Consider the following 14,704-nt stretch of genomic DNA (forward strand, 5'->3'; position numbering starts at 1 on the left):
ATCCCGGCGCGTCGCCGTCCGCACTCCCAGGTTCCCGCACGAACACCCCTGCCCTGACCCGGGGTCGCGCGGGGGAGTGCGGCGGTGCGGGCGGGATCGGGCGGTTCGGTGCGGTTCGGGTCTTCTGGGGCTGGCGGTGGGACGGAGGCTTCGTGCCAGCGGCGGGGTCAGGGTCCGGTGCCGTCGAGGTAGTCGGGGGCGTAGTACTCGTCCACGGGGAGCGGGCCCCGGTAGCCCTGGCACATGCACTGCCGGTAGGTGGAGTTGGCCTGGCCGGTCCAGCGGCCGGGGATGACCACCTGGGTCTGGCAGCGCTTGGTCTCGTGGTCGTGGAAGACCAGGTTGTGGCCGCAGCCGCAGACCGGCTGGGGGGTGCGCTGGCCGCGGTCCGGGATCTGCGGGGTGCCGTGGTGCCGCTGGAGTTCGCGCCGGGCGTCTCGGCGGGCGGTGCGCCGCCCCGCGAGGTAGCCGGCGGCCGCGATCGCCGCGCCGATGACCATGAAGAACGGTTCCATGAGGTGACAGCCTCCTCGGTTCCCGGGACCCGTCCCGCCACGGGCCTTCGCCCATTGTCGCCCATGCGCGTGCTTTTCGGGGGGTGGGGTGCCCCGGTAGGTCGGCCCCGGGCGCGGAAATTCCGCAAAGAAAACTCTGCAAAAGTATTTTTGCAAAGAAGTCTTTGGAGTACGGTTCGGGTATGAACGAGGAAGAGCCCACGGAGGCGACGGAACCGGATCAGCCGTCCCTGGAGGTCGGTGCCGAGGCCCTGCGCGGCCTGGCCCACCCCCTGCGCGCACGCATCCTGGACGAACTCACCGTCCAGGGCGCCGCGACCGCGACCATCCTGGCCGAACGGCTGGGCGAGAGCAGCGGATCCACCAGCTACCACCTGCGCCAACTCTCCCGGTACGGGTTCGTCGAGGCCGACCCCGGCCACACCGGCCGCCGGGACCGGTGGTGGCGCGTCCGCCCCGGCGGCTGGCACATGAGCGGGATCGACCACCTGCGCGACCCGGCCACGCGGGCGGCCGCCGAGGTCGTCCTGGACCGCTACTACGGCGGCCGCCGGGAACGGCTCGACCAGTGGCGGGCCCTGGTCAGGACCAGCCCCGACGACCCGGTGGTCCGCCGTTGGCAGTCGGCCGCACAGGACTCCCTGTCCCACGCGCGGATGACCCCGGAGGAGACCGAGGAGTTCGCCGGTGAGCTCCAGGAGTTCATCCGCTCCCGGACCCGCCGGTACGAGGGACGCACCGCCCGGAGCCACCCCGACACCGAGTCGGTGGAACTGCACACCGACCTGTTCCCCCACCTCGCGCCGACGGACGCGAGCGAGGAGGACGGCTCCGGAACCACGTCCACCTGACCCCCTCGCAGTGCCGCCTGAACACCACCCCCCTTCAGGAGCCGCATGACCACCGCACCCCCCACCCCGACCTCACCCCGATCCGAACGCCTCAGCGCGGACTTCCACCGCTTCTGGGGCGCCGGGGTCCTCACCAACCTGGCGGACGGCATGCTGATGGTGGCGCTGCCGCTGATCGCCGTCACCCTCACCCAGGACCCGCTCCTCGTCGCCGGGCTCACCGCCGTGCGCTTCCTCCCCTGGCTGCTGCTCGCGCCGCTGTCGGGCGTACTCATCGACCGGGTACACCGCGTACGCGCCATGCTCGTGTCCAACACCGTGGCCGTGCTGGTCGTGCTCGGACTGATCCTGACCCTGGTCACCGGGAACCTGTCCGTCTGGGCTCTGTACGCGGCGATGTTCGCGCTGATCAGCTGTGAGACGGTGACCGACCCGGCGAGCCGGATCGCGGTGGTCCAACTGGTCCCCGCCCGGCTCCTCGACCGCGCCAACAGCCGGGTGGAGGGCGGGAGGCTGGTCGCCCAGGACTGCCTCGGCCGCCCGGTCGCCGGGTTCCTCTTCGCCGCCGGAGCGGTCGCGCCGCTGGCGGGCATCGCCGGGTCCTACGCCCTGTGCGCGGTGCTGCTGTGCGCCGTCCCCCTGGTGTGGCGCCGCTCCGACCCGGGGGAGGGGTCACCCACGGAGCCCGAGGGGTTCCTGCGCGCCACCGGTGGGGGGTTCCGGCAGGTCCTCGGTGACCCGATCCTGCGCGGCAACACACTCTGCAACGCCGGGATGATGGTCGGCGGGAACATGGGCGGCGCCGTGCTGGTCCTCCACGCGCAGGACGGCCTCGGTGTCCCCGCCGCGTTCTTCGGGGTGTTCATGACCTCCGCCGCGGTCGGCGGCGTCCTCGCCAGCCTGACCGCCGACCGGGTGATCACCCGGTGCGGGCGGCGCGCGGTCGTGACCTGGGGCTACCTGGGGATCGCCGCCGCGTATCTGGGCGTGGCCCTCACCGGCGACCCCTACGTGGCCTTCGTCCTGCTCACGGTGTCCGGCTTCTGCATGGTCGTGTCCAACATCGCCGCGAGCCCGTACTACCAGACCGTGGTCCCCGACGCCGTGCGCGGCCGCGTCGCGGGCGTCAGCCGGATGATCGGCTGGGGCGTCACGCCGATCGGCGCCCTGGCGGGCGGACTCCTCGGCCGCCTCGACCTCGCGCTGCCCTTCCTGGTGGGCGCCGTGATCATGGCGGTCACCGTCATCCTCGCTCGGCGGGTGACCTCCGAGACCGCCCGTCGAGCGGACCTGGCCCTGATCGAGGCCGCCGCACGGCCCGTGACCGAGAAGGAGAACCGATGACCACCACCCCGTCGACCCCGAGGGCCCCCGGGGCCCCGGACCGGGAACGGTTGGGCGGTACCTTCCACCGCTTCTGGGCGGCCGGAGTGTCCACCAACCTCGGGGACGGGCTCCTGGCGGTCGCCCTCCCGCTCGTCGCCGCCACCCTCACCGGGGACCCGCTCCTGGTGGCGGGGCTGACCGTGGCCCGCTTCCTGCCGTGGCTGCTCGTCGCCCCCTTCAGCGGGGTGCTGTTGGACCGGGTGGACCGCATGCGGGCGCTCGTGGTGTCCAACACCGTCGCCGCCGCCACCGTGGCCCTGCTCGCCGTCGCCCTGGTCACCGGCCACGCCACCGTGTGGGTCCTGTACGCGGCGATGTTCGTGGTGATGTGCTGTGAGACCGTCAGCGACCCGGCGAGCAGGCTCGGCCTCGTCCGGCTCGTCCCCAGAGGGCAGCTGGACCGGGCCAACAGCCGGGTGGAGGGCGGCCGACTGGTCGCCCAGGACTTCGGCGCGGCCCCGGTGGCCGCGGTGCTCTTCGCCGTCGCCGCGGTGATCCCCGTGGCCGGTGCGGCGCTTTCCTACGCCCTCTGCGCGGTGCTGGTCGGCACGGTCGTCCTGATCCTGCGTCGGCGCCCGGAGGAGCACCCGCCGGTCGAGCCCCGGGAGGACCCCTCCCAGGGCCCGTTGCGCGATCTGGCCGAGGGCCTGCGCTACGTCTTCGGTGACCGGCTGCTGCGCCGCCTGGCGGTGTGCAACGCCGGGACCATGATCGGGCTGAACACGGGCCTGGCCGTGCTGGTCCTGTACGCCGGGCAACGACTGGAGCTGCCCGCGTCCCTGTACGGGTTCCTCGTCGCGGGACTGGCGGTCGGGGGAGTGCTGGGCACCTTCGCGGTCGGTTGGACGCTGCGCCGTCTGGGACGGCGCACCGCGTTCCTCGGGGGCTACCTCGGCGCGTCCGCGGTCCTGTTGGGGATGGGGCTGACCACACACCCCGCCGTGGCGGGCCTGCTCCTGGTCGGGATGGGCCTGTGCATGAGCGTGTCCAACATCGCCGGTTCGGTGTTCTTCCAGAGCGTGGTGCCCGACCGTATCCGGGCCAGGGCGGGCAACGTGCACCGCGCGGTCGGCTGGGGCGCCACCCCCGTGGGGGCGCTCCTCGGCGGCGTGCTGGGCCGGTTGGATCTGGGGCTGCCCTACCTGGTGGGCGGGGCGGTCGTCGGCGTCGTCGTGCTGTTCAACGTGCGCACCATGTTCGAGACAGCCGACCTGTGCGACCGTGCCGTGGGTGAGCAGGAGGCCGCGCCGGAACGGGACTGACCGCCGCCCCGGCCCCGCCCGGCCACGCGGGCGGGGCCGACGGATCAGGCCTCGGCGCGGAGCCTCTTGAGGGTGGCCACGTCCTCGGCGTGCGGACCCTCCGGGCCCGGCGTCTCCAGGGTGATGGGGACACCGGCGGTCACCGGGTGGCGGAAGAGCTCCGCGAACGGCTCGGCGCCGATGTGGCCCAGACCGATGTTCTCGTGCCGGTCCCTGTTGCTGCCGCAGGGCACCTTGGAGTCGTTGCCGTGGATCAGCTTGAGGCGGTCGGCCCCGACCACCTCACCGAAACGGTCCATGGTCTCGCGCATGCCCTCGACCGTCGAGATGTCGTGACCGGCCGCGAACAGGTGCGCGGTGTCCAGGCACACGCCCACGTTCGGGTGCCAGTCCAGGGCCTCCAGGTAGGTGACGAGGTCGTCGACGGTTGCGCACAGGACCTGGCCCTGACCGGCCATCGGTTCCAGCAGCATCGGCGGGACGTCGTCCCCGAGCCGCTCCATGAGCGGGAGCACCCGGGAACGGACCCGCTCCAGTCCCGCCTCGCGCCCGCCGGACACGGCCGAACCGGTGTGCATCACCACCCCGAGGGCGTTGATCTCCGCGCCCCGGCGCAGGGCGTGCTCCAGGGAGACCATCGACTTCTCGCCGGTCTCCTCGTTGGGCGTGCCCGGGTTGATCAGGTACGGGGAGTGCACGAACAGCGGCAGGTCCGTGCGCTCGCGCATCATCGCGTCCTGTGCGGGGTCTCCCGCGTTGGTCGCCCAGCCTCGCGGGTTGGAGACGAAGACCTGGACGGTCTCCGCGCCGATCTGCCGGGCGTACGCCAGGCCCTTGGTCGCCATGCCGCCCGCCACGGGCACGTGTGCCCCGATCGGGGACTGGGGCCGCTTCTGCTCAGTGTCGTTCATCGCCAACCAACTCTAGGGCCGACCGGCCGGTGGGCGGGGTGTGCGACGCCCCACCCGGCGCGGCGTCGCCGTGTCGGCCCGGCCGGTCAGGTCCGGTCGCGCACCTCGGTGAGCAGGGCGGGGAGCTCCCAGAGCACGGTGACGTGTCCGTGGCCGGGCAGCACGCGCAGGTCGGCCCCGGGGACCAGGTCGGCGGTGTGCCGGGAGTGTGCGATCGGTACGACGGTGTCCCGGTCGCCGTGCACCACCAGGAAGGGGGCGCGGACGGCCCCCGGGTCGAAGGCCCAGGGGCGTCCCTGCACCCAGGAGTCCTGGGTGTATCCGCCCACCCCCTGGGCGAACGCCTCCTTGGCCGCCGCGGCCAGGTGCGGGACGTGCCGGGTCGCGAACAGCTCCCGGTCGGGGACGGGCCACTCGGTGGGCGAGTCACCCAGGTGGCGCTCGCCCCACTCCAGGGCGGCCCGTTCGTCCGGCAGGCGCATCATGGCCCGCTCGTCCTCGGAGTAGCCCTCCCAGCTCGGTTCCCATGAGAAGTCGGTGACTCCGCCCAGGACCACGGCGCCGAGCACGCGTTCGGGCAGCAGGGCGGCGACGGCCACCCCGTAGGGCCCGCCGGAGGAGTGCGCCGCGACCAGGAACCGGTCGATACCGAGGGAGTCCGCGAGCGCGGCCGTGTCGTCGGCCCAGTCCGTGAGCGTCCGGCCGGGGGCGGGGGCGGAACCGCCGTAGCCGGGGCGGTCGGCGGTGACCACCCGCAGCCCGGCGGCGGCGAACTCGTCGTGCTGGTCACCCAGGTTCCGTCGGCTCATCGGGGCGCCGTGCGAGTACAGGACCGGGGTGCCCGCCGGGTCCCCCAGGTCGGTGTGGGCGACGGTGCGCCCGTGGAGTTCGACCGTGGTGTCCCGCATCGCCCGTACCCGCTTCCCTCGGTTTCACCGCACGCTAGACGTTGTCCGTCGAGGCGCGCAAGGAGGGGATCGGACGGTGGGAGTGGACACGCCGAAGGGGGTCGACGCGGTCCCTGGTCCGGGCCAGCCGAGGCAGGTCGCCGGGGGTGTACATCGCGCGGACCTCGGCCTCGGTGACCGCCCCGAAGCTCAGGTTGGACGAGCGCCCCGACGTGTGCCCGGAGAAGAGCCCGGCCGCCTCCGCGCGCAGGTCGGCGCCGGGGTCGTCCGCGCCGGAGCCGGTGAGGGTCAGCACGCTCACCAGGTGGGCGGCGTCGCGGTGGCCGACCGCGTTGGGGACCTCGGGCGGCCGGGCCAGGGCCCCGCCCAGGTGACGGAGGCCGAACACGCTCATGTACGGGCGTTCGGCGACGGCCAGCCGCAGGAGCCCGTCCAGGGCCTCCGGTTCCAGGGCGTCCACCATGAGCCCCTCACCGCGGAACCCGGCGGGGCCGTCGTGGTCGGCGAACACGCTCCCGGACTCCGCGTAGGGGAGTTCGCGCAGGGTGTCCAGCAGGACCGGCGCGGCCGAGCGCAACGGCTCCGCCAGCGCCGGACCCTTCTCCACGGGCCCGGACCAGGCGAGGGAGACCTGCGCGACCAGTCGGCCGCGCATGGGGGCGGGCACCCCCTCGAAGTCGGGATGGACCAGCACGGTCACCCCGGAGGTCAGTTCCTCGGGGGAGTCCTCCGCCCAGCGGCGCCAGGTGTCCAGGACCCCCGGTGCGTCGGTCGCGTCCAGGTACAGGCTGCCGCCGTACAGGCGCGCGACCGGGAAGAGGTCGAACTCCATTCCCGTGACCAGGCCGAACGAACTCCCTCCGCCGCGCAACGCCCAGAACAGGTCCGGGTCGCTGAGGGCGTCCACACGCAGTGGTCGGGCGTCGGCGGTGACGAGGTCGAGGGAACGGACGTGGTCGGCGGCGTAGCCGTGGCGGCGGCCCAGCAGCCCCAGCCCGCCCCCGAGCGTGTAGGAGACCGCGCCCACCCCCGGCAGGCTGCCCGAGAGCGGGGCCAGCCCGTGCGGGGCGGCCGCGTCGATCACGTCCTGCCAGGTGGCACCGGCACCGATGACGGCCCGGCGGCGCTCGGGATCGACCCGTACCCCGTCCAGGTTCCGGGTGTCCACCAGGACACCGCCGCGCATGCCGGAGCCGTGTCCGTGCCCGGTGCGCTGGGCGGCCACGGTGAGCCCCCGTTCGGCGGCGACCTCCACCGCCGCGCGGACGTCCTCGGTGTGCGCGGCCGTCACGACCGCGTCGGGCGCGTGGCGGTCCACCTGCTGGATGCCCGATCTCCCCCGTTCGTGCCCGGGGCTGCCGGGGGCGTGCACCGTCCCGCCCACCCGTGCGCCCAGCGCCTCCAGCAGCTGGGTTCGCTCTGATTCCTGGCCTGTGGGGTGCGTTCTCGTGTCGCTCATGACGTCACCGTAGGAACCGATGCGGTCACATCGTGGCCGCGATGACCGGCAGTATGGCCACCATGAACGATCGACCGGAGGGTTCGGCGCGCGCGACCCTGCCCCAACGCCTGCTGCGCCTGCTGTCGCTGCTCCAGGTCCGCCGCGAGTGGAGCGGCGCCGAACTCACGGACCGACTCGGGGTCAGCGCCCGCACCCTGCGCCGCGACGTGGAGCGCCTGCGCGACCTCGACTACCAGGTGGAGGGCACCCCCGGGGCCGCCGGGGGCTACCGCCTGGTCTCGGGCCGCGACCTGCCGCCCCTGTTGCTGGACGACGAGGAGGCGGTGGCGGTCGCCCTGGCCCTGACCACCGCGACCGGGGTCCAGGACAGCGCCCTGCGGGCCCTGGCCAAACTCGAACGGGTCCTGCCCCGGCGCCTGCGGCCCCGGCTCGCGGCGGTGTCCGGATCCGCCTCGGCCGTGCCCGACCCCGACACCCCGGCGGTGGATCCGGCCGTGCTCGGGGCGCTGGCCTCCTGCCGACGCGAACGCGCGGTCACCGACTTCACCTACCGGGACCGGTCCGGCACCGCCACCGAACGGCGGGTCGAACCGCACCACCTGGTCCTGCACGGCGGGCACTGGTACCTGGTCGCGCACGACACCGACCGCGACGCGTGGCGCACCTTCCGGGTGGACCGGCTGAGCGGGCCCCGCCCCACCCACCGGCGGTTCGAGCCGCGTGACCTGCCCGCACCCGACCCCGCGACCTTCCTCACACGGTCGTTCGCCCGGGGCTCCTACCGGTACACCATCACCCTCACGGTGGGCCTGGACGCGGAGGAACTGCGGCGCCGCCTGTACGGGCCGCTGCCCGGAGGGGTCGAACCGCTCGCCCCCGGCCGCTGCCGGGTCCGGATCAGCGCGGAGTCCCTGGACCTCGTCTGCCAGTACACGGCCACGGTCCTGTCCCTGGGGGCGGACTCCGAGACCGACGCGCCACCCGAGGTCACGGCACGGCTGCGCACCATGGCCGCACGGCTGCCCTGAGGCCGGACGCGCGTTTGCGCGCCCGGTCGGGCGGGGCGTTAGTCTCGTGGCCGTGAGCACCTCGACCGCGCAGCCCTTCACCCTGTCCGACGTCACCGCCGCCTTCGAGGAGGTCTACCCACCCCAGTGGGCCGCCTCCTGGGACGCGGTCGGCCTGGTCTGCGGGGACCCCGCGCAGCCGGTGGAGCGCGTCCTGTTCGCGGTCGACCCCGTGGACGCGGTGGTCGACGAGGCCGTGACCTGGGGCGCGGACCTGATCATCACGCACCACCCGCTGATGCTGCGCGGCGTCACCAGCGTCGCCGCGAACACCCCCAAGGGCCGGATCGTGCACCGGCTGATCCGCTCCGGGGTGGCCCTGTACACCGCGCACACCAACGCCGACACGGCCGCGCCCGGTGTCTCCGACGCCCTGGCCCGCGCCGTGGGCCTCACCGGTGCGCTGCGACCGCTGGACCCCGACGCCACCGACCCCGAGGGACGGCGCGGCATCGGCCGTGTCGGGGAGCTGGACGAGCCGATGGTCCTGCGCGACTTCGCGACCCGGGTCGCCCAGGGGCTGCCCGCCACCGCCGGAGGCGTCCGGGTGGCCGGTGACCTGGACCGTCTCGTCACCACCGTCGCCGTCTCGGGAGGGGCGGGGGACTCCCTGCTCGGCGCCGCCCGCGCAGCCGGGGTCGACGCCTACGTCACCTCCGACCTGCGCCACCACCCGGCCTCGGAGTTCGTCGAGGAACCGGGCGGCCCCGCGCTCGTGGACACCGCCCACTTCGCCAGCGAGTGGCCGTGGCTGGCCGACGGCGCCGCCCACCTGGCCGACGCGCTCCGGCGCACGGGTGGCCCGAATGGGGCTAACGTGGAGACCCGCGTGTCGACCACCGTGACGGATGCCTGGTCACGGACCTTCCCACACGCGTGACACCCCCTCGACGACCACAACTGCACAGGGCGCGGGCGGCCTCCCCGGCCTCCCAACCGCGATTCCCAGGAGACCCCAAGTGAAAGCCGAACCCGCCGCTCAGGCCAGACTGCTCGACCTCCAGGAGCTCGACACCGCGCTCCAGCGCCTGGACCACCGTCTCCGGAGCCTGACCGAGATCGCCGAGGCGGCCCGGCTCAAGGAGCGCGTCGACGCGATCGACGCCGAGCTCATCACGGCCCAGACCCGGGCCTCCGACATCGAACGCCACCAGCGCAAGGCCGAGAGCGACGTCGACCAGGTGCGTTCCCGCGCCGAGCGGGACACCCAGCGTCTGGAGTCGGGGCGGATCACCAACGCCAAGGAGCTCCAGAACCTCCAGTCGGAGATCGCCTCGCTGGGCCGCCGCCAGACCGAGCTGGAGGAGGTCGTCCTGGAGGTCATGGAGGAGGCCGAGTCCGTCAACACCGACGTCACGCGCCTGACCGCGGAGCGCGAGGAGGCCGTGGCCAAGTTCACGGAGGTCACCGCCCGCCGGGACACCGCCGCCGCCGAGATCCAGTGGGACCGCACCCGCGTCACCCAGGACCGCCAGCGGGTCAGCGCGGACATCCCCGCCGACCTGCTGGCGCTCTACGACAAGCTGCGCTCCCAGTACGACGGTGTGGCCGCCGCCCCGCTGCGGTACGGCCGCTGCAACGGCTGCAAGCTGGCGCTGAGCACCGTGGAACTCAACGAGATCCGCGCGACCGCAGCCGACGAGGTCGTCCGCTGTGAGGACTGCCGCCGCATCCTGGTGCGCACCGAGGAGTCGGGGCTCAACGCCCCCGCCGCCGAATGAGCTGGGGCGCGCCGGACACCGAGCCGACCCGTCTGGTGCTGCTCCGGCACGGGCAGACGCCGCTCTCCGTCGAGCGCCGTTTCGCCGGACGCGGGGACGTCCCCCTGACGGAGGAGGGGCACGCCCAGGCCGGGGCGGCCGCGCGGCGCCTGTCCGGGTGGGGGATCGACGCGGTGGTCTCCTCCCCGCTGTCGCGTGCCCGGCAGACCGCCGGGTACGCGGCGGAGCTCCTCGGACTCCCGGTGGAGACCGACGAGGGGTTCGTGGAGACCGACTTCGGTGCCTGGGAGGGGCTGACCTTCGCCGAGGCGCACCAGCGCGACCCCGAGGGGGTGGCCCGGTGGCTGGCGGACCCGGAGACGGGCCCGCCCGGCGGGGAGAGCTTCACCGAGGTGGCCCGCCGCGTGGGCGCGGCCCGGGACGCCCTGCTGGAACGCCACCGGGGCCGCAGGGTCCTGGTGGTCACCCACGTCACCCCGATCAAGGTCACCGTCCAGCAGGCGATGCTCGCACCGATCGCCGCGCTGTACCGGATGCACCTGGACACCGCGTGCCTGACCGAGGTGGACTGCTACGCGGACGGACCCCAGGTGGTGCGTTCCCTCAACGACACCGCACACCTGGACCGGTAGGGGATCCGGACCCTCCCGAGGCGGCTAGACTGGGGTCAGAGGGGGAGTCGGCCAGACGGTCGCGGACCCGCGCCCGGCGCGGGTTCGAGGAAAGTCCGGACTCCACAGGGCAGGGTGGTCGGTAACGCCGACCCGGGGTGACCCGCGGGACAGTGCCACAGAAAACAGACCGCCACCGCTCGCGGTGGTAAGGGTGAAACGGTGGTGTAAGAGACCACCAGCGGCCGGAGCGATCCGGCTGGCTAGGTAAACCCCACCCGGAGCAAGGTCAAAAAGGGAACCTCCGGGTTCCCGCGCGGATGTTCGAGGGCGGCCCGCCCGAGTCCGCGGGTAGACCGCACCGAGGTCGTCGGCAACGGCGGCCCCAGATGGATGACCGTCCGGTCCCAGGACCGACAGAATCCGGCTTACCGGCCGACTCCCTCTCCTCTACGTCTCCGAGGAGATCACCATTCGCCGTCCTCTTCAGGAAGAGGCGGACTTCCTCGCACTCCGGTCATCGTCGTGACCCGGATCGGCATCGATACGCAGGGCATGAACGTCGAGGCGACCGTGAACGTCCTGGACGCCTGTGCCTGGTCCCTGGTGCACGAGTGGGAAGAGAACCGCAATGACTGAGACTCCGCGGCATTCGGTAAGCGTCACAGGCGTGGTCTTCAACGATGACGGCCAGGTCCTCGCGATCGAGCGCGACGACGACGGTCGGTGGGTTCCGCCGGGCGTTGTTCTGGAGCTCCACGAGGACCCCAGAGACGGCGTTGTTCGGGAGGTCTTCGAGGAGACCAGGGTGAAGGTCAGGCCGGGGCGGCTGATCGGGATCTACAAGAACATGTCTCTTGGCGTGGTGAGCATGGCCATCGCTTGCACGATCGAATCCGGTGAACCCCGGCCGTCGGAAGAAGCGAAGACTGCGCGTTGGATCAGCGTGGAGCCCGAGAACGGATGCCGGAAGCGAGGCTGGTCCGTGTTCTGGACGCGCTGCGAGGTGATGGCCCCTTTATCCGCTGCCACGATGGCACGAACCTGCTGTAGGGCGGGGAGCTAACCCGGAGGACCTTGAGTCTTCCGGGTTTCTTCATCCCCGGAGCCGGGTGATGAGAAGTTTCGTTACGTCTTCAAGCCCGCACCTGCGGTGCGGGGCAGCCTTGGCTGAGCTTGGGCGGTCGGGTGCGGGACGCGGTCGGGAGGGCGGATGGCTGGGCGTGTTGCTGGCGGCTGCGGCCCCGCAGTTCCTCCGGTGAGAACAGGCCTCCGGCGGGGACTCGGGAATCTAGGAAGTGGGGGCAGCTGCGCACGGTGCAGGACTGCTGTGGCGGTGCGCCCCTCTTCCCTTTCACCCTTCGTCCGGTCAAGGACCTACCACACCGCACCCGGGGGTGTTCGGCGGTAGGCGCGCCGCGTCCGCGCTCGCCTGCGTTCCGCGCGGCGCGGCCTCGCGCGCCCCGCCAGCCCAGTGGGCACGGCGATTCTTCACAGAGTGAGCGAACCAGGGGCAGCAACAGTCCAGGGACGCAGGGGTTCGGACCGACAGCGGGCAGTTCGAGCGGCGGGACTCCAGACAACCAGGGCCAGATAGCAACCATGGAGCGAGCAGTACACGGAAGTGCAGGGCCTCGGAGCGCGCGTAAGACAGAGAACAGGGAGGCTGCCAAAGATTGGAGGAGAATGCGGTTTCCCTGGGAGCCCAGGCGGACGGACGAAGATCGGGCAGGTGAGAGGTTCTTTGTGTAGTTCAGCTGAGGTATGAATACAGCAACCGCAGGCGACCCCTGGCGGCAGGAACCCCTTGCGGCTAAAATCTAGATTTGGCTTATCAAACCACGCAAGGGGGCTTAGGGTTTCTTGCTTGAGGATTCGTGGATTTGGACTGTTGAGAATGTTAATCTCGGTGTGCTCTCCTTTGGTGTTGCACTCCTTGCTCTTTTTGTTTCTTTTTGGTCGGCTTGGATCTCAAAAAGAAATGTGAAGGAAATGCAGGAGCAGACTGCGTGGGCTGCAGAGCAGGCGAGTGCGGCAGATCACTCTAATGCTATAGCACGGGATGCGCTGAGAAATACTGGCCTTGCCTTGATCGGGGATATAGAGAGTAAGCTCCACGCTGGGTCGCCTCAGGTGGTGGTTGCGGTGTCGAGTTCTCCGGAGTCCCCCGTCATTGTGAAGTATGAGGATAAGTACCCTTATCCCCATCCGAGGCATGACTTCGACGATCAACTGGCGGTAGTATCCCCTCTTGACGATTGGGAATACGATCTTTACTACGTTATTAGAGGGGCTCTGTTTAACTCTGGCAGCAGTGCGGTCCTTGTGTCTCCTCGGTTGGCGAGTTTTATTGATGGGGAGTCATTTTTCTCAAAGGGCATGGTCGAGGTCCCGGCTCTGGTGGATCCTGCGTATGGGAAGTATTTTCCTGGCCCCGGAGTGGAGGCGATATTTGAATGGAGGGCGGGAGGGTGTGTCGATGATTGGTTCGCCCTGCGGTCTGGTGATGTTTCAAATAATTTCCTCAAAGAGACCTTTGCTATATTTCCTGTAAAGGCTGGAGGTGATGTCTTCACTGTGGGGTTGGAGGTGGATGCCAAGCCACTAGTTCAGGAAGGTCGAATCGTTGATCCATGGAGGGTTGTGAATGATAGATCTCCTGTGGTCGACATAGGAGATTTGAAGGTCGTGGAGCCTAGGGGGCTTAGAGATCTGAGAAAAATGTACCCTTAAGTGAAAGGAAGTTCAGGGTTATTGGTGGTGTTTGCTCTGTGCTTGCTCGGAGGTCGGGGAGCACCGGGGAACAGCGAGAAGCCGCGAGACCTGTCACTGCAGGTGCCGTGGCTTCATTGGGTTTCGGTCGAGGTCAGCGGAACGGGCGTAGTGGAATCCGGCTTACCGGCCGACTCCCTCTCTCCTTCCTCTTCTCGGCCTCTGCGGCCGTGGTGCTCGGCCCCGGGTCCGGGGGCGGGGCCGAGCGGCGCACTCAGCCCACCAGGGCCCGCCAGGTGAGGGGGCCGGCCTCGCCGTCGACGACCAGCCGATTGACGCGCTGGAACTCGCGGACGGCCGTGTTCACGACCGGCCCGAAGTTGCCGTCCACCGCCAGGCCCGCGCTGCGCCTGTTCATCGCGGTCTGGAGCCCGCGCACGTGGGAGCCGTCGCGGACCCCCTGCTTGAGCTCGTACACCAGGTGGGGCCAGGTCTTCGGGCCGACCTGGCCGTCCGCGACCAGCCCCTTGGACCGTTGGAACGCCTTCACCGCGTTGACCGACGTGGGGCCGTAGTAGCCGTCGGTCACGAGGGACGTGCCGCGCTGGGTCATCAGGTGCTGGATGACGGAGACCGTCACCCCGTTGGCCTCGGGGTCGATGCTCGGCCAGCCACCGCCCAGGTCCACACCCCGGGAGCGCAGGAAGGGCACCGGGTTGGTGATCCCTCCAAGGCGCCCCGTGTGGGTCTCGAAGTGCAGGTGGGGGCCGGTCACGTTGCCGGTGGCGCCCATGTCGGCGATGCGCTGGCCCGCGCTGACCCGGGCGTTGAGGGCGACCCGGTAGGCGCTCAGGTGTCCGTAGTAGGTGTACACGTTGCCGCCATGGGAGATGACGACGGCCTCGCCGGTCCGGCCGGGGAGGCCGCCTCCCCAGGAGCGGCCGACCACGGTTCCGGCGGCCGCGGCGTACACGGCGGTGCCCGTGCTGTTGGTGACGTCCTGACCGGCGTGGGTGCTGCCGCCCCGGGGCGCACCGAAGTGCCCGCCGGAGGGGAAGTAGCCCAGGGCCGGGTTGCACCAGGAGGCGTTCATCGCGGACGCCGCGTGCGCGGTGCCGCCCAGGCCGGTCAGGGCCACGGCGGCTCCCATCCCGGTTCCGAACAGCATGCGGCGTGACCAGGGGGCGGAGGGTTCACAGGCGCGGGGGTCAGAGACGGGCGCCGTGCAGGACTCGCACATCTTGTCTCCTGTGAAGGAATATGCCGAAGGAGGGGGTTCGTATGGATGGTTTCCTTCG

Annotated in this window: 14 protein-coding genes and 1 other RNA gene; 10 read left to right on the forward strand and 5 right to left on the reverse strand. The window is 71.2% G+C overall.

Going from position 1 to position 14,704, the window contains the following annotated elements:
* Positions 1-167 precede the first annotated feature (167 nt).
* On the reverse strand, positions 168-515 hold the full coding sequence (locus AC0VYM_RS12500) for a hypothetical protein (RefSeq protein ID WP_475462345.1): 348 nt from the start codon (positions 513-515) through the stop codon (positions 168-170).
* A gap of 182 nt (positions 516-697) precedes the next feature.
* Between AC0VYM_RS12500 and AC0VYM_RS12505 the strand changes: the two genes are divergently transcribed.
* Genes AC0VYM_RS12505 through AC0VYM_RS12515 form a run of 3 tightly spaced genes read left to right on the forward strand, consistent with a single transcriptional unit; the run spans position 698 to position 4,014 of the window.
* A complete protein-coding gene (locus AC0VYM_RS12505) occupies positions 698-1,366 on the forward strand; it encodes an ArsR/SmtB family transcription factor (RefSeq protein ID WP_475462346.1) in 669 nt (222 codons plus the stop codon).
* Positions 1,367-1,411: 45 nt separating this feature from the next.
* Positions 1,412-2,710, forward strand: a complete 1,299-nt coding sequence (locus AC0VYM_RS12510; RefSeq protein WP_475462348.1) for an MFS transporter — start codon at positions 1,412-1,414, stop codon at positions 2,708-2,710.
* Complete coding sequence (locus AC0VYM_RS12515; protein WP_475462350.1) at positions 2,707-4,014, forward strand: MFS transporter; 1,308 nt, start codon at positions 2,707-2,709, stop codon at positions 4,012-4,014. The genes AC0VYM_RS12510 and AC0VYM_RS12515 overlap by 4 nt, the downstream gene beginning before the upstream one ends.
* Positions 4,015-4,058: 44 nt before the next feature.
* Here the strand turns inward: AC0VYM_RS12515 and AC0VYM_RS12520 are convergent, their stop codons facing one another.
* From AC0VYM_RS12520 to AC0VYM_RS12530, 3 genes are all read right to left on the reverse strand, one after another.
* The gene (locus tag AC0VYM_RS12520; protein WP_475462352.1) at positions 4,059-4,925 is read right to left on the reverse strand and encodes a deoxyribonuclease IV; all 867 of its coding nucleotides are present in this window, start codon (positions 4,923-4,925) and stop codon (positions 4,059-4,061) included.
* Between the two features lie 86 nt (positions 4,926-5,011).
* Positions 5,012-5,833, reverse strand: a complete 822-nt coding sequence (locus AC0VYM_RS12525) for an alpha/beta fold hydrolase (protein ID WP_475462354.1) — start codon at positions 5,831-5,833, stop codon at positions 5,012-5,014.
* Positions 5,834-5,867: 34 nt separating this feature from the next.
* Entirely contained in the window at positions 5,868-7,292 is a 1,425-nt protein-coding gene (locus AC0VYM_RS12530; protein ID WP_475462356.1) for an FAD-binding oxidoreductase, read from the reverse strand.
* A gap of 62 nt (positions 7,293-7,354) precedes the next feature.
* On the opposite strand from AC0VYM_RS12530, the gene AC0VYM_RS12535 reads away from it, so the two are divergent.
* From AC0VYM_RS12535 to AC0VYM_RS12565, 7 genes are all read left to right on the forward strand, one after another.
* Positions 7,355-8,323, forward strand: coding sequence for a helix-turn-helix transcriptional regulator (locus AC0VYM_RS12535; RefSeq protein WP_475462358.1), 969 nt, complete (start codon positions 7,355-7,357; stop codon positions 8,321-8,323).
* Positions 8,324-8,369: 46 nt separating this feature from the next.
* The gene (locus tag AC0VYM_RS12540) at positions 8,370-9,242 is read left to right on the forward strand and encodes a Nif3-like dinuclear metal center hexameric protein (protein WP_475462360.1); all 873 of its coding nucleotides are present in this window, start codon (positions 8,370-8,372) and stop codon (positions 9,240-9,242) included.
* Positions 9,243-9,321: 79 nt separating this feature from the next.
* Positions 9,322-10,083, forward strand: coding sequence for a zinc ribbon domain-containing protein (locus AC0VYM_RS12545; protein WP_475462362.1), 762 nt, complete (start codon positions 9,322-9,324; stop codon positions 10,081-10,083).
* Positions 10,080-10,715 carry a histidine phosphatase family protein gene (locus tag AC0VYM_RS12550; RefSeq protein ID WP_475462364.1) on the forward strand — a complete coding sequence of 212 codons (636 nt, stop codon included), beginning with the start codon at positions 10,080-10,082 and terminating at the stop codon, positions 10,713-10,715. Before AC0VYM_RS12545 ends, AC0VYM_RS12550 begins: the two co-directional genes overlap by 4 nt.
* 43 nt (positions 10,716-10,758) lie before the next feature.
* Positions 10,759-11,141, forward strand: an RNA gene (gene rnpB, locus AC0VYM_RS12555) — RNase P RNA component class A.
* A gap of 223 nt (positions 11,142-11,364) precedes the next feature.
* Positions 11,365-11,760: an NUDIX hydrolase gene (locus tag AC0VYM_RS12560; RefSeq protein WP_475462366.1), complete on the forward strand. Its 396-nt coding sequence runs from the start codon at positions 11,365-11,367 to the stop codon at positions 11,758-11,760.
* A gap of 797 nt (positions 11,761-12,557) precedes the next feature.
* Positions 12,558-13,427 carry a hypothetical protein gene (locus AC0VYM_RS12565; protein ID WP_475462368.1) on the forward strand — a complete coding sequence of 290 codons (870 nt, stop codon included), beginning with the start codon at positions 12,558-12,560 and terminating at the stop codon, positions 13,425-13,427.
* 253 nt (positions 13,428-13,680) lie between these two features.
* On the opposite strand, the gene AC0VYM_RS12570 is transcribed toward AC0VYM_RS12565, so the two are convergent.
* Positions 13,681-14,574: a peptidoglycan-binding protein gene (locus tag AC0VYM_RS12570; protein WP_475462370.1), complete on the reverse strand. Its 894-nt coding sequence runs from the start codon at positions 14,572-14,574 to the stop codon at positions 13,681-13,683.
* Positions 14,575-14,704 lie beyond the last annotated feature (130 nt).

The organism is Nocardiopsis sp. iso_237, from assembly GCF_056173345.1.

Coding starts and splice junctions, on each gene's coding strand:
- AC0VYM_RS12500 (WP_475462345.1), bottom strand. CDS start 515: ATGGAACCGTTCTTCATGGTCATCGGCGCGGCGATCGCGGCCGCCGGC.
- AC0VYM_RS12505 (WP_475462346.1), top strand. CDS start 698: ATGAACGAGGAAGAGCCCACGGAGGCGACGGAACCGGATCAGCCGTCC.
- AC0VYM_RS12510 (WP_475462348.1), top strand. CDS start 1,412: ATGACCACCGCACCCCCCACCCCGACCTCACCCCGATCCGAACGCCTC.
- AC0VYM_RS12515 (WP_475462350.1), top strand. CDS start 2,707: ATGACCACCACCCCGTCGACCCCGAGGGCCCCCGGGGCCCCGGACCGG.
- AC0VYM_RS12520 (WP_475462352.1), bottom strand. CDS start 4,925: ATGAACGACACTGAGCAGAAGCGGCCCCAGTCCCCGATCGGGGCACAC.
- AC0VYM_RS12525 (WP_475462354.1), bottom strand. CDS start 5,833: ATGCGGGACACCACGGTCGAACTCCACGGGCGCACCGTCGCCCACACC.
- AC0VYM_RS12530 (WP_475462356.1), bottom strand. CDS start 7,292: ATGAGCGACACGAGAACGCACCCCACAGGCCAGGAATCAGAGCGAACC.
- AC0VYM_RS12535 (WP_475462358.1), top strand. CDS start 7,355: ATGAACGATCGACCGGAGGGTTCGGCGCGCGCGACCCTGCCCCAACGC.
- AC0VYM_RS12550 (WP_475462364.1), top strand. CDS start 10,080: ATGAGCTGGGGCGCGCCGGACACCGAGCCGACCCGTCTGGTGCTGCTC.
- AC0VYM_RS12570 (WP_475462370.1), bottom strand. CDS start 14,574: ATGCTGTTCGGAACCGGGATGGGAGCCGCCGTGGCCCTGACCGGCCTG.